The sequence below is a fragment of the Rhodoplanes sp. SY1 genome (assembly GCF_046000175.1).
In the GTDB taxonomy this organism is placed as follows: Bacteria; Pseudomonadota; Alphaproteobacteria; order Rhizobiales; family Xanthobacteraceae; genus Rhodoplanes.
In genome coordinates this window covers 1-13,312 of sequence record NZ_JBEOMB010000030.1, presented here as the reverse complement: position 1 = coordinate 13,312, position 13,312 = coordinate 1, and the positions used below count along the sequence as shown (strand labels likewise).

At 70.3% G+C, this 13,312-nt stretch carries 14 protein-coding genes and 1 pseudogene; 5 read left to right on the top strand and 10 right to left on the bottom strand.

The features are described 5' to 3' along the window. A partial coding sequence (locus ABTU92_RS09475; RefSeq protein WP_408089933.1) for a methyl-accepting chemotaxis protein occupies nt 1-1,283 on the bottom strand: 1,283 nt, incomplete at its 3' end. A 618-nt stretch (nt 1,284-1,901) separates the two neighbouring features. On the opposite strand from ABTU92_RS09475, the gene ABTU92_RS09470 reads away from it, so the two are divergent. Continuing rightward, on the top strand, nt 1,902-2,594 hold the full coding sequence (locus tag ABTU92_RS09470; protein ID WP_408089931.1) for an AIM24 family protein: 693 nt from the start codon (nt 1,902-1,904) through the stop codon (nt 2,592-2,594). A 45-nt stretch (nt 2,595-2,639) separates the two neighbouring features. Then, complete coding sequence (locus tag ABTU92_RS09465) at nt 2,640-3,152, top strand: hypothetical protein (protein WP_408089929.1); 513 nt, start codon at nt 2,640-2,642, stop codon at nt 3,150-3,152. Nucleotides 3,153-3,410: 258 nt separating this feature from the next. Here ABTU92_RS09465 and ABTU92_RS09460 read toward each other — a convergent pair whose 3' ends face one another. Then, a complete protein-coding gene (locus tag ABTU92_RS09460; protein ID WP_408089927.1) occupies nt 3,411-4,313 on the bottom strand; it encodes an ROK family protein in 903 nt (300 codons plus the stop codon). Between the two features lie 94 nt (nt 4,314-4,407). Further along, entirely contained in the window at nt 4,408-4,626 is a 219-nt protein-coding gene (locus ABTU92_RS09455; protein WP_111360186.1) for a hypothetical protein, read from the bottom strand. Between the two features lie 226 nt (nt 4,627-4,852). Between ABTU92_RS09455 and ABTU92_RS09450 the strand changes: the two genes are divergently transcribed. Next, the gene (locus ABTU92_RS09450) at nt 4,853-5,518 is read left to right on the top strand and encodes a hypothetical protein (protein WP_408089925.1); all 666 of its coding nucleotides are present in this window, start codon (nt 4,853-4,855) and stop codon (nt 5,516-5,518) included. A 168-nt stretch (nt 5,519-5,686) separates the two neighbouring features. On the opposite strand, the gene ABTU92_RS09445 is transcribed toward ABTU92_RS09450, so the two are convergent. The 6 genes from ABTU92_RS09445 to ABTU92_RS09420 all read right to left on the bottom strand — a co-directional run bounded on the left by ABTU92_RS09445 (nt 5,687) and on the right by ABTU92_RS09420 (nt 11,667). After that, complete coding sequence (locus ABTU92_RS09445) at nt 5,687-7,603, bottom strand: nitric oxide reductase activation protein NorD (RefSeq protein WP_408089923.1); 1,917 nt, start codon at nt 7,601-7,603, stop codon at nt 5,687-5,689. A gap of 170 nt (nt 7,604-7,773) precedes the next feature. After that, nucleotides 7,774-8,595 (bottom strand): CbbQ/NirQ/NorQ/GpvN family protein, encoded by an 822-nt coding sequence (locus tag ABTU92_RS09440; protein WP_408089921.1) that lies wholly within the window; start codon nt 8,593-8,595, stop codon nt 7,774-7,776. 62 nt (nt 8,596-8,657) lie between these two features. Further along, the gene (locus tag ABTU92_RS09435; protein WP_408089919.1) at nt 8,658-10,004 is read right to left on the bottom strand and encodes a cbb3-type cytochrome c oxidase subunit I; all 1,347 of its coding nucleotides are present in this window, start codon (nt 10,002-10,004) and stop codon (nt 8,658-8,660) included. A gap of 211 nt (nt 10,005-10,215) precedes the next feature. Continuing rightward, entirely contained in the window at nt 10,216-10,668 is a 453-nt protein-coding gene (locus tag ABTU92_RS09430; protein ID WP_408089917.1) for a c-type cytochrome, read from the bottom strand. 152 nt (nt 10,669-10,820) lie between these two features. Further along, a complete protein-coding gene (locus tag ABTU92_RS09425; RefSeq protein ID WP_408089915.1) occupies nt 10,821-11,093 on the bottom strand; it encodes a cytochrome C oxidase subunit IV family protein in 273 nt (90 codons plus the stop codon). Between the two features lies 1 nt (nt 11,094). Then, nucleotides 11,095-11,667: a cytochrome c oxidase subunit 3 gene (locus ABTU92_RS09420; protein WP_408089913.1), complete on the bottom strand. Its 573-nt coding sequence runs from the start codon at nt 11,665-11,667 to the stop codon at nt 11,095-11,097. A gap of 338 nt (nt 11,668-12,005) precedes the next feature. Between ABTU92_RS09420 and ABTU92_RS09415 the strand changes: the two genes are divergently transcribed. Beyond that, the gene (locus tag ABTU92_RS09415) at nt 12,006-12,161 is read left to right on the top strand and encodes a hypothetical protein (protein WP_170146073.1); all 156 of its coding nucleotides are present in this window, start codon (nt 12,006-12,008) and stop codon (nt 12,159-12,161) included. 3 nt (nt 12,162-12,164) lie between these two features. On the opposite strand, the gene ABTU92_RS09410 is transcribed toward ABTU92_RS09415, so the two are convergent. Then, nucleotides 12,165-12,617: a DUF305 domain-containing protein gene (locus tag ABTU92_RS09410; RefSeq protein WP_408089911.1), complete on the bottom strand. Its 453-nt coding sequence runs from the start codon at nt 12,615-12,617 to the stop codon at nt 12,165-12,167. 287 nt (nt 12,618-12,904) lie between these two features. Here ABTU92_RS09410 and ABTU92_RS09405 point away from each other — a divergent pair. Beyond that, nucleotides 12,905-13,312, top strand: a pseudogene (locus ABTU92_RS09405) (hypothetical protein); the annotation flags it as partial.

The following is a 13,312-nucleotide window of genomic DNA, read 5'->3' as shown; positions in this document are numbered from 1 at the left end:
CGCGCCGCCTCGATGGTCGCGTTCAGCGCCAGCAGGTTGGTCTGCTCGGCGATGGCCGTGATCAGCTTCACGACGTCGCCGATGCGGCTGGCCGCCTGCGACAGCTCGCCGATGCGCGTGTCGGTCTTCTCCGCCTGCTTGACGGCCTCGTTGGCGATCCGGCTCGACTCCTGCACCTGACGGCTGATCTCGTGCACCGACGAGGACATCTCGTTGGTGGCGGAGGCGACCGACTGGACGTTGCTCGAGGCGGTCTCGGAGGCGGCGGCGACCCGGGTGGCGAGGCCCTGCGTCGTCTCGGCCGTGCGGGTGAGGGTGCCGGCGGCGGCCTCCAGCTCGGTCGAGGCGGACGACACCGTGTTGATGATCTCGCCCACCGCGGCCTCGAAGTTATTGGCCATCTTCTGCATGTCGGCCTTGCGGTCGGCGATGGCGCGCTGCTCGGCCTCCTTCTGCTCGCGCACCATGCGCTGCTTGTCGAGGCCGTTCTGCTTGAAGATCAGGGCCGCCTTGGCGATGTCGCCGACCTCGTCGCCGCGGTCCGCGCCGGCGATCTCGATCGAGTAGTCGTCCTTGGCGAGGGTCTGCAGGCTCGCCACCGACGCGCCGATCGGGCGGGCGATGCCGAACTGGCCGATGAAGAAGCCGAGCGCCAGCGCGCCGAGGATGCCGACCGAGGCCACCATGATGATGGTGTTGCGGCCGTTCGCGGCGGTCTGCTCGCCCAAGGTCTTGAGCTCCGCCACCTGCTTGGTGACGGCGTTGATGTATTCGCGGCCGCGATCCCGCGCCTTCTCCTGCGCCAGGCGGCTGGCGACGACCTCACGGTTGAGCTTCTCGAGGGTCTCGGCCGACGGCGGCAGCGACATGCCGCGCACGAAGGCGGTGGTCGCGTCGAGCTCCTTGAAATACGCGCCGCCGAGCGCCGTCATGTCGGCGATGTAGCGACGGTCCTCGTCGGTCGAGGCGAGCTTCTTGAGCTGCTCGAAGCGTTCGTCGAAGGTCTTGCGCTCGCGCTCGATCCGGCTCATCGAGTCCTGGATGATGTCGGGCCGCGGCGTCGCGTTCATGCGGTACTCGGCCCGGTTCATCGCCAGAATGTTGATGGCGAGCTGCGACGACAGCGTGTTCTTCACCCCGGCCACCTGGGCTTGCGTCGCGACATCGGACAGCGTCGCGAGGGCGTTGAGCGAGATGACGCTGATCACCACGGCGGCCACGCCGAGCAGCGCGATGACCGACAGGATCTTTGGAAGGATTCGGATTCTCGACAGGATGGACATCGGCAGCTCCAGGCAGGCGAGCGTGGATCCGCGCGCCGCCGGGCACGCGGGGATAGCGGTTCTCCGGGTGTGACGGAGACCGTGACGAAGGTTGCTTTCCTGGCTGCTCCGGGCACCTGGGCGGCGGGGCAGGGCACGCGGGCCGGCTCGTTTGGGCCGGCGGAGCAGACGACGGGGGTGCCAGTGTCCGCTCGTTACCATTCCTGCGCCAATACGATTAAAAATTTGTATTCCGGGCATGAGTGGATGATCACATCAGTATACAGCCCGGATCCCTGTTTCCAATACATAGGGATTAATCACGAATTCGCAGGCGGCCCGAACTCGTCATTTCGTACTAGTGACAATCGCTATCCCGAATGGATGAAGCCTACGCTCGATCTCGTCGTTCCATCGTGCGGACGCGTGTCCGGAAGGGCCGAGATCGAAGCCCGCCCGGGGCGCGGCCTGCATCGACGCTGCCCGTCACCCTGACATGATCGAGAGCGGTGCCGCCGGTACGGCGCTCCTGCTTTACGGGTTCGCTAAGAATCGCGCCGCGCGGGCAGGAGCTTTTTTCGGCTTCTCGTCTAGCCTGCGCAGCCATCGGCTCCTCATCGCAGATCGGATTCTTCGGCCATGCAGTCCAAGATCATCGGCACCACGCTGCCCGTCCTCGAGATCGCGCTCGACGCCGGCGACGCCGTCGTCGGCGTGCCCGACCAGCTTTCCTGGATGTCCGGCGACGTGACGCTCACGACCTCCATGGGCGGCGCCGGGGGCGGCGGCGTGTGGGGGCTGGTCAGCCGCGCCGTGTCGGGCGGCGGGCTGTTCACGACGCGGTTCGAGGCGGGCCGCGGCCCGGGGCTCGTCGCCTTCGCGGCGCATCTGCCGGGCGAGATCGTCGAGGTCGAGATCGGTCCCGACCGCCCCATGCTGGCGCACCGGCACGGCTTCGTCTGCGGCACCCCCGGCATCGAGATCACGACGGCGGCCCAGACCGCGCTCGGCGGCCTGTTCGGCGGCGAGGGTTTCGTGCTCCAGCGCGTCGCCGGCAGCGGCAAGGCGTGGATCGAGCTCGGCGGCGAGATCGTCGGCTACACGCTCGAGGCCGGCCGGCAGCTCCTCGTCCATCCGGGCCATGTCGGCATGTTCGAGGCGAGCGTCGGTTTCGAGATCACCACCATCAAGGGGGTGCGCAACGCGCTGTTCGGCGGCGACGGGCTCTTTCTCGCGCGCCTGGTCGGCCCCGGAAAGGTGTGGCTGCAGACGCTCACCACGGCCGGTCTCGCCCACGCGGTCGCCCCTTATCTGCCGGCCAAGCAGGGCTGAGCGGGCTTACGCGACCACCGACACACGACGACCCGAGGACTGTCGATGATGACGACGAGAACGATCGCGCTCGCTCTGTGCCTGGCGCCGACCTTGGCGTTCACGGCGCAGGCCGCCGGTGCCCTGCAAGGCGCCTGGCGCACCGACGGCGGCTGGCTCACCGAGCTGCGCACCCATCCGGACGGGGCCAAGGTGTGCTCCACCGGCAAGGCCGGCGAGACGCCGCACGGCTTCGGCTTCACGGTGGTGAGGAGCGGCGACGAGACCATCGTGATGGTGGTCGACCAGACCGCGCCGCCGGCGTCGGCGCCGGCGGCCGAGCCGGTCGTGCTCGCCTTCGATCAGGGTGGCCGGGTGGTCGGAAAAATCCCGGCCCGGGTCACCGGCCCGGCGGTCGCCTCGGCCGATCCGCGCGCCCCGGAGGCGTCGCGGCTGCTGCGCGCGCTCATCCCGGGGCCGGTGACCATCACGGCCGGCGACCGACGCTGGACTCTCGACCTCGCCGGCCTCCCCACGGCGCTCGCCGAGCTCGACCGCTGCCTCGAGCGGGCGAAGTGACCTGCCACGGCTGGCCGGCGCATGCCCTTGGTGAGCCGGTCTCGCGGTTCACGACCGCGTGCCCCGGACACCGCGTGCCCCGGACAAGGCATGGCGGGCCACAGGCCCGGCGTGCCGCAGATCCGGGGCCCAGGGGCCACGGGCGAGGACCTTTTCCATTCGCCCTGGGTCCCGGTTCACGGCGCGTCGCGCCGTGCCCGGGACACGAGGCCTCGTCGTGGGGCGTGGCGTTGGAGTGCTCGCGGGACCGATGAAGCTTCACGCCACCGCCGGCCACAGCCAGGCGGCGCCGCGCACGCCGCTCGAGTCGCCGTGGCGGTTCTTCACGATCGCGGTGTCGAGCCGGTCGGTGAAGGCGTAGGCCTCCACCCGCTGCGGCAGCGCGGCGTAGAGCGCGTCGATGTTGGAAAGACCGCCGCCCAGCACGATCACGTCGGGGTCGATCACGTCGACCACCACGGCGAGCCCGCGCGCCAGCCGGTCGAGATAATCCTCGACGCATGCTTGCGCGACCGGGTCGCCCGCCGCCGCGGCGGCGACGATCTCGTTCGGCGTCGCCGTCCGTCCGCTCACGCGGAGGAAATCACGGGCGAAGCCGGGACCGGACAGAAAGGTCTCCAGGCAGCCCCGGCGGCCGCAATAGCAGGCGGGGCCGGGCCGCTCGTCGTCGCGCGGCCAGGGCAGCGGCGCGTGCCCCCACTCGCCGGCGATGCCGTTGCGGCCCGTGACGACACGGCCGTCGACCACGACACCGCCGCCCACCCCGGTGCCGAGGATGACGCCGAAGACCACGTGCGCGCCGGCGGCGGCGCCGTCGGTCGCCTCCGACACGGCGAAGCAGTTGGCGTCGTTCTCCAGCCGCACCGCGCGCCCGAGCGTGTCGGCGAGATCGCGATCGAGCGGCCTGCCGTTGAGGACGGTGCTGTTGGAGTTTTTCAAGAGCCCGGTCGCCGGCGAGATCGCGCCCGGGGTCGCGATGCCGACGGTGCCGCGTGCGCCGAGCGCCGCCTCGGCCGCAGCCACGAGGCCCGCGATCGCCGCGAGCGTGCCGGCATAGTCGCCGGCCGGCGTCGGCACGCGCCGGCGGAACAGCGCGGCGCCGTCGTCGCCGAGCGCGACCGCTTCGATCTTGGTGCCGCCGAGATCGATCCCGATCCGCATGCCGTCCCCGCGTCCGCCTCACGGAGCAGCGATGCCATCATGGCACCGAAGGCGCAACGGCGACAAAGGCGGCCGGGCGGGCTCGGCGACCGATTCAGCTCATGCGCTGGCGCAGCGCGCTGGCGATCTCGCCGGCGCCCAGCATGGTGCCGTCGTCGCCCTCGATCAGCAGCACGGCGTGGCCGGTGCGGCTCATATGGGCGGCCCAGCCGATCGCCTCGTCCATGCTGGCGGCATCCTTGTGGAGAAGCTTGTCCCGCTCCAGCGGCGAGATGTCGTCCGCGCCGGCCGGCGCGCTGTAGACCCGATACATGCTGCCCTCCTTCGCTGATGGATCGAACGCCGGAAGCCAACCAGAACCGCGCCGCGACCGGTTGACCGAGATCAAGTCGCACGGGCCGATCGCCGTGACCCGTCACCGCAGCCCGGTGATGCGGCCGTGCAACGGTCGCCGGCCGGTCGTCCGCCGTTCGGGGTGCAAAGCTTGACCGCGACGGAGGTTCCGCCATCCTTCGCCGAAACGGCGCGAGGGGGACGGGATGCGCGCGATCGGACGAGGGGTCGGGGCTTCGGCCCGGCGGCGGACGCTGGCGGCCGTCGTCGCGACAATGATCGGGGCGATGGTCGGGGCGGGCGCGCCCGGCGCCGCAATGGCCGGCGAGATCGATGCGGGCGCCACCGCCTTCCTGCAGACCGTGTCGCTGCCGATGCCGGCGGTCAGCCGTGTCATCTTCTGCCACGGCTTCGGCTGTGCCTTCCGCACCGAGATCGGCCTCGGTCCGGGCGACCGCGCCCAGATGGCCAGCCTGATGGCGGCCGGGCGGGCCTCGCCGGCGGCCGAGCGCGCCGCCATCGCCAAGACCGAGGTGTGGTTCGAGAAGCGCGTCGCTCCGCTCACCGGCACGGCGAAGGCGAAGGCGCGGGCCGGCGGCCTCGGCCACGCCAACGACCGCACCCAGTTCGACTGCATCGACGCGACCGTCAACACCACGTCGCTGCTGATCGTGCTGCAGGAGCTCGGCCTGATGAAGCACCACCGGGTCGGCGAGCCGATCTCGCGCCTGCTCACCGGCGGCGGGCCGCACTACACGGCGGTGATCACCGAGATCAAGTCGGGCGCCGAATGGACCGTCGACCCGTGGACCCACAATCACGGCGAGCTGCCCGACGTGTGGCCGGTCGCGAGGTGGAAGGCCGGCGGGTAGGGACCGGACCTCTGCCCGCGTGCCCCGGACAAGGCGTAGCGCAACGCGCTGCGCCGCAGAGCCGGGGCCCAAGGGCGGCTCGGCAAGTCCTCACCTGATCGCCCCTGGGTCCCGGGTCCCGGCGCGTCGCGCCGCGCCCGGGACACGAGGCTCTGGAACGCTCGAACCTCACCTCACCAGCTGCCGATAGATCGCCGGCAGGGCCGCCGGCAGCTTGCCGATGTCGCCGACGATGGCGTAGCCGCCGCGGCCGAACAGCGTCGGGAAGTACGACTGCGCCGTCGCGTCGATGGTCACGCCGAACACCGTGAGGCCGGTCCGGCGCGCCTCCTGCACGGCCTTGCGCGTGTCCTCGACGGCGAAACGGCCCTCGTAATGATCGACGTCGTTCGGCTTGCCGTCGGTCAGCACCAGCAGCAGCTTCTTGCGGCTCGGCTCCTGGCCGAGCTGCTTCGCGGCGTGGCGCACCGCCGCGCCGATGCGGGTGTAGTAGCCGGGCTTGAGCGCGCCGATGCGCCGCTCGACCCGGGCGCTCATCGGCTCGGAGAAGTCCTTCACGGTGTCGACCCGGACCCAGCTGCGCTTGCGCGACGTGAAGGTGAGGATGCTGTGGCGGTCCCCGCAGGCGGCGAGCCCGTGCGCCAGCACCAAGAGCGCCTCCTTCTCCACATCGAGGACACGCCGGCCGTCGACCCAGGCGTCGGTCGACAGCGACACGTCGACCAGCAGCGTCACGGCGAGATCATGACCCTGCGGCCGGACCGCGAGGTGAATGCGGTCGGAGCCGGCGCCGCCGGCGCGCAGATCGCAGCGGGCCCGCACCAACGCATCGAGATCGAGATCGGGGCCGTCCTGTTGGGCGCGTAAGACTTCGTGGCGCGGGCGCAGCGCCTCGAACTGCTTGCGCACACGCCGCACGTGCTGTCGTGCGGTCTCGTCGGGCGCCCACTGCTCGCCGTCCTCGGCGGCGGGGCCGGCCAGCACCCGGCAGTGATCCGGCCAGTAGGATTGCCTGCGAAAATCCCACTCCGGATAGGTGAGATCGGCGCTGAGCCGCGAGCCGTCGACGGCATCGGGCGGCAGGTCGAGATCGAACTTCAGCTTGGTCGCCGGCTTGCCGCTGCGCTGGCCGACGGTCAGCTCCTCCAGCTCGTCGGCCGCTTTCTGGGCGTCCTCGTCCTCGCTCTCGTCCTCGGGTCGCGCGACATTGACCATCTCGGCCATCGCGAGAATCTTCTCGAAGCGATTGAGCGCGAACGGGTCGCGCGGCTTCGTCTCGTCCTCCTGCAGGCGCGTGGCGAAACGCTTCCTGGTCTCGGGCGCGGTTGCTGCCGCGGCGGCGCCGGCCGGGTCGTCGGCGGCGTCGCGGACCGCGCCGGGCGGGCGTGTCCAAGCGTCGCCCCATAGCGGGCAGGGCATCAGCGGCTGATAGCCGACCGGCCCGTGCGGCGGCAGCGGCCCCTCCTCGACGACGGCGGCCCACAGGCGATCGCGGGGCGGATCGACGGCGCCGAGCAGCGTCAGCACGATCGCCTCCATGTCCTGCTCGGTGCGGGGCAGCGGCCGGGCCGGCCGCGCCGCCGCGGTGGCGCGGCACAGGACGTGATAAGGTCCGGCGAGGCCGGGAAACGTCTGCAGCACCATCTGCACGGTGGCGTGGGCACGGCGCAGCAGCAGCAGGTCGCGGCGCAGGAGATCCGGCTCGTCCACGGTGTCGAGCGGCACCACGGCGAACCACGCGGCGAGCCAGCGGTAGAGCGCGATGTTGAGATAGTGATCGGGATAGAGTGCGATGCGCTCGGGCAGGAACAGGGTCGCGGCGTCGCGCCCCGGATGCTCCAGCCGTTCCTCGCCCAGCCCGATGCGCTGCCGCCACCCGAGCCGGTGACCGAATCTTCGCGCGCTCGCGCCGGCGAGCTGCACGCCCGGCTCGCCGCCGAGCCCGCGGAACATCACGGCGAGCGGCGATCGCAGGTCGGTGAGCGTCGCGGCGTGCTCCGGATGACTCGGCCAGCTCGCGACGCCGCCGACGAGGCGATGCCAGGCGCGGCCGACCGTCTCTTCCAGTTCGAGAAAGTCGAGCATGACGTCTCACTTTGCATATCACTTCATCCTGAGGTGCCCGGCGAAGCCGGGCCTCGAAGGATGTGGCCCGAGGCAGTGCAGTTACCGCGTGGCGACGCCTCGGCCTCGTCCTTCGAGGCTCGGCCTTCGGCCGAGCACCTCAGGATGAGGGAGGAGTCAGAGGCGGCACCTCACCCCACCACGGCCTTCGCCACCTCGACCAGGGCGGCGCGGACGTCGGGCTCGTCGGTGAGCGGCTCGATCATGGCGGCGAGCACGGCCTCACCGGCCGGCAGGCCGGACGCCATTAGGCCGGCCGCGTAGACGACCAGGCGGGTCGAGACGCCTTCCTCGAGATCGTGCCCCTTCAAGGCCCGCAGCCGCCCGGCGAGCGCCACCAGCGGACGCACGCGCTCCGGCGAAAGGCCGCTCTCCGCGGCGACCACCGCGATCTCCTGCTCGGGCGGAAGAAAGTCGAACTCGATCGCGACGAAGCGCTGGCGCGTCGACGGCTTCAGCGCCTTGAGCAGGCTCTGGTAGCCGGGATTGTAGGAGACCACGAGCATGAAGCTCTGCGGTGCCGAAAGCTCCTCTCCGGTGCGCTCCAGCGGCAGAATCCGGCGGTCGTCGGTGAGCGGATGCAGCACCACGGCGACGTCCTTGCGTGCCTCGACGATCTCGTCGAGATAGCAGACGCCGCCCTCGCGCACCGCGCGGGTGAGCGGGCCGTCGGTCCACACCGTATCGCCGCCCTTCAGCAGATAGCGTCCGGTGAGGTCTGCGGCCGAAAGGTCGTCGTGACAGGCGACCGTGTGGAGCGGCAGGCCGAGGCGCGCCGCCATGTGGGCGACGAAGCGCGTCTTGCCGCAGCCCGTCGGGCCTTTCAGCAGAAGCGGCAGGCGCCGCCGCCAGGCGAGCTCGAACAGGGCGCATTCGTGGCCGGCGGGAGCGTAGAACGGGATCGCGGGCGATGCCGGACCCGACGACTCGACGGCATGGAGCAGGGGCTTCATGGGAATTCCTCCGAGGAGCGAGAAAGCGGCGGCCGCGGCTAGCAGCGCGGCCGCCGTCGGGCCTATTCGGCCGGCTGCAAGGCGCCGCGCAAGGCGGCCTGCGTCTCGCGTCCGGGCACCAGGATGGCCCACACGAACATCAGGGCCGAGATCACCACGACCACGCCGGAGCCGAGCCGCACCCAGTAGAACAGGGCGAGCTGATCCTGCACGTCCATGAAGCCCTGGCCGAGTACGCGCTGCAGATGCACCTGGACGACGCCCGCGAAGGTGAGAGCGAACGTCATCGTCATCATGGCGGCGCACATCAGCCAGCAGCTCGCCATCGAGAGCGCCTGGTTGTAGGGCGCGCGGCCTTTGAGCTGCGGGAACGCGTAGGCCATCATGGCGAGGTTGAGCATCACATAGGCGCCGAAGAAGGCGAGATGCCCGTGCGCTGCCGTCACCTGGGTGCCGTGCGTGTAGTAGTTGACCGAGGACAGCGTGTGCAGGAAGCCCCACACGCCGGCACCGAGGAACGCCATCACCGAGCAGCCGACCGACCACAGCAGCGCGGCGCGGTTCGGATGCTTGCGGCCGGCCTTCCAGGTCATCTGCACCGTGAACAGCACCATGGTGAAGAACGGCGCCACCTCGAGCGTCGAGAACAGCGAGCCGATCCACTGCCAGTAGCCGGGCGCACCGATCCAGTAGTAGTGGTGGCCGGTGCCGAGGATGCCGGAGAACAGGGCGAGGCCGATGATCACGTAGAGCCACTTTTCGACCACCTCGCGGTCGATGCCGTTGAGCTTGATCATCAGGAAGGCCAGCACCGAGGCCATGATCAGCTCCCACACGCCCTCGACCCACAGATGCACGACGTACCACCAGTACATCTTGTCGACCGCCAGGTTCTTCGGATTGTAGAAGGAGAACAGGAAGAAGATGGCGAGACCCCAGAGGCCGAACAGCAGGATGTTGGTCACCACCGTCTTGCGGCCCTTGAGCGCCGTCATGGTGATGTTGAACAGGAACATCAGCACGATGACGACGATGCCGACCTTGATGGCGAAGGGCTGCTCGAGGAACTCGCGACCCTCGTGGACCTTGAACAGGTAGCCGACCACGGCGACGCCGGCCGCGACGAAGAACATCCAGAACTGGATCTTCGCGAGCAGCGGCGAGAACAGCTCGGTCTCGGTCTCCTCGGGCAGCAGGTAGTAGGTGCAGCCCATGAAGCCCATCAGCAGCCAGACGATCAACGCGTTGGTGTGGATCATCCGGACGATGTTGAAGGGCAGGAGCTCGGAGAGCGTGTTGGGCAGCACGTAGATGGTCGCGGCGACGACTCCGAACGTGATCTGGGCGATGAACAGCGCGAGCGCGCCGTAGAAGTACAAGAGCGCGACACGTTGGGATTTGTAGGTCATGGCGGGTCTCTGCTTTCTGAAGACAGGCAGCGCGCGCTGCCGACGCCGGTCGAAGTGAGCCGTCATCCTGAGGTGCTCGGGCCCGGCGGCGCCTTGCGCCGTGCGGGCGCGAGCCTCGAAGGATGCCGGCCCGGGAGTCTCGGGCCGTCGCCCTTCGAGGCCCGGCTGCGCCGGGCACCTCAGGGTGACGGGGAGAGGCCGTGTGGACGCCTCACCCCGCCTTGTTGGGCGGCCAGCTCTGGGTCTTGATGCGGCTCGTCCACTCCAGGAAGTCGGCGAGGTCGTTCAGCTCCTGGTCGGTGAGGTGGAACTGCGGCATCTGGCGGCGGCCCTCGGCGCCGGAGGGCTGCGACTGCATCCAGGCCTTCACCATCTCGCGGGCGGCGGCCGGATCCTCCTTGCCGCCCCAGCGGTCCCACACATTGCCGATCTCCGGGGCGTAGTAGGCGCCCTCGCCGAGCAGCGTGTGGCAGTTGATGCAGGAGTGCTTCTCCCACACGTGCTTGCCGCGGGCGACGCTCGGCGTCAGCGTCGCCGCGTCGGTCGAGACGTTGGCCATGTACCAGTGGGTATGGGCCGTCAGGCCGACGAAGATCGCGAAGAAGAAGGCCGATCCGCCGTAGAAGACGTTCCGGGCCGCGGATTTGGTGAGGCGTTCGGCCATCGCGGGTCCTTTCCGACCTGACTTGCGAGGTGCGCGCGAGACGTGCGGGCGAGAGGATCTGGAGACGGCGAAACCGTACCAGCGCCGGTCGGTCGTTCTTTGCCGAACGGCAAGCAACGCGGCGAATGGCCGGAACCGAGACGATGGGGGCTTCAGCGCAGCAGCGCCGCCGTCGCGGCGAGCCAGGCGACCGTCCCGACCAGCACGACCCAGCCGACGACGAGCCCGCGCCACACGGCCGGCGCGTCTCTCAGGCCGAGGAAGTCGAGCACGACGGTGCGGCCCTTCAGGATGGCGAGCGCGAGCACCAGCGCGGTCCCCGCGGCGCCGGTGGGCAGCACCATCGTGACGGCGAGGCTCGCGATCGCGAGGCCGATCAGCAGCGCGAGGGCGGCGTCCGGACCGGAGCGGGGCAGGGGAGGCACGTCAGCGCACCAGATAGACGACGGGGAAGATCATCAGCCAGACGAGGTCGATCATGTGCCAGAAGGCCGTCCCGGTCTCGACCGCGTCGGCCTCGGCCCTCGGCGCCACGACGGCGAGGATGACGATGCCGAGCCCGACATGCAGGAGATGGAATCCGGTGATCAGGACGTAGAGGGTCGCGAACGCGCTCGCCTCGGGATCGAGCCCGGCGCCGAACTCTCCGGCGTATTCGAGGAGCTTGATCACGATGAAGACGACCCCGAACGCCATCGCGCCGGCGAGCCGGCGGCGGGTCGCCGGGCGCGCGTCCGCCCGCGCCGCGCCGGCCGCGCGAGCCGCCAGCCAGCCGCTGACGATCAGCACCAGCGTGTTGACGAAGGCGAGGCGCGGATCGAGCAGCGCCTGGGTGGCGGCGGCCTCGGCGGGCCGGACGAGCCGGACCACCGCGACGCTCGTGATCAGGATGCCGAACACCGCGAGCTCGCTGAAGATCAGCACCCACATCATCGCGTGGCCGGGCAGGCCGTCGAGCACGCCCCAGCCGGACTCGGTCGTGTCGGTCTCGGCCGTCATCCCTGTCCTCCGGGCGATCCGCTCACGCTCGAGCGGTTTTCGCTGAAGTCGACCCACACTCCGTTCATTCCCGCGGAAGCGGGAATCCAGGGCGTCACGTGCGGCCCTGGGTCCCCGCCTTCGCGGGACGAGCGGAAACCGGGGCCGATTCATGACAACCGAAAGCTGCTCTAGGCGGCCGGGGAGGGGGCGTTCTTTGCGGGCCGGCAAACAGCGGCACGATCGGCGGCCTGCGGCCCGCCTGTTTGCGGCCCGGCAAGGTCGGCGACGGCGCCCGGGTGTAGGTCCGACGGTGACCGCGGTCGGCGCCCGGCCGCGAAAGCACCGGAGGAGACGCCATGACCGACGCCCAACTCGGCCTGATGGTCGCGACACCGATCATCATCGTGTTCGCGATCGCGCTGCGCCGGATGGGGGCGGTGCGCACCACCGGCGCCGTGGTCGCGGTCGCCGCCTCGGTCGTGATCGCGGCGGTGCTGTTCTTCACGCAGTGACGATCAGCGCTGCTCCAGCTCGGCGACCAGCGCCTTCATCTCCGCGATCTCGCGCATCTGCGACTCGATGATCTTGTCGGCGAGCTCGCGCACCCGCGGATCCGTGATGTTCGCCCGCGAGCTGGTGAGCACCGCGATCGAGTGGTGCGGGATCATCGCCTTCATGTAGGCGACGTCCTCGACGGTGGCCTGGCTGCGCAGCAGGACGAGGGCGGCGCCGAAGACCACGACGGCTCCGACCAGGATCGCGACATTCGCAATCCGGTTCGCGTACATCCCGAGCATGAAGGCGAGCATGATCACGGCCATGGCGGCGCCCATGTAGAGCGCCGCGAACGCCCGCGTCTCGCTGAAGAACACGTGGTCGAGCGCATAGGTGTTGAGATACATGAGGCCGAACATCACCACCGTGGAGGTGGCGATCATGGCCCCGAACCGCAGATAGGATCCCGTCATCGCGCTCTCCGTCGTCCACGGACGGCAACCGGCGGTCGGAGCGTTCGTTCCCGGGCACCTCCCGGTGCGCCGGGCAGGGTGGTTCGAGGCCCGCTCGCGGTCGACGGGCCGCCGTCCCCAGCGACCCGAAGCCTTCGAGATGCCAGAATTTGCCTCGCAACTGCGCCGGCGATAGGTAGTCGGCGCCGCCCGGGCGGGCGGCCGGCGCGGTGATTCGCGCGGTTGGATCGGCGGCGGGCGACGCTGCAATTAACGCGGGAAGCGAAAGGTTCGAGGGGATGCGACGGGTGCTGAGAACGATCGCGTGGGCCGGGCTCCTGGCCTGCGGGCTCGTCCCGACGGGTGCGACGGCACAGACCGACCTGACCGCCGGAAAATCGCCGGCCCAGATGTTCTCGTCGGATTGCTCGGCCTGCCACAAGTCGGCGTCCGGCCTGTCGCGCGGGCGCGATCCGTCGAGCGTCGCCCGCTTCCTGCGCGAGCACTACACGTCGAGCCCGGCCAATGCGGGCGCGCTCGCCGGCTATCTGGCCGGCGTCGGCGGCGCCGCGCCGGCCGATCCGCGTGGCCGCGGCCGCCAGACTCCGGGCCAGCAGGCGACCGGACAGGACGAGGGGCGTCCCGGCGATCCACGCGGCGGGCAGCAGGCCCCCCCGTCGCGTCAGCCGCGCCAGCCGGTCGCGGCCGCGGCGGAG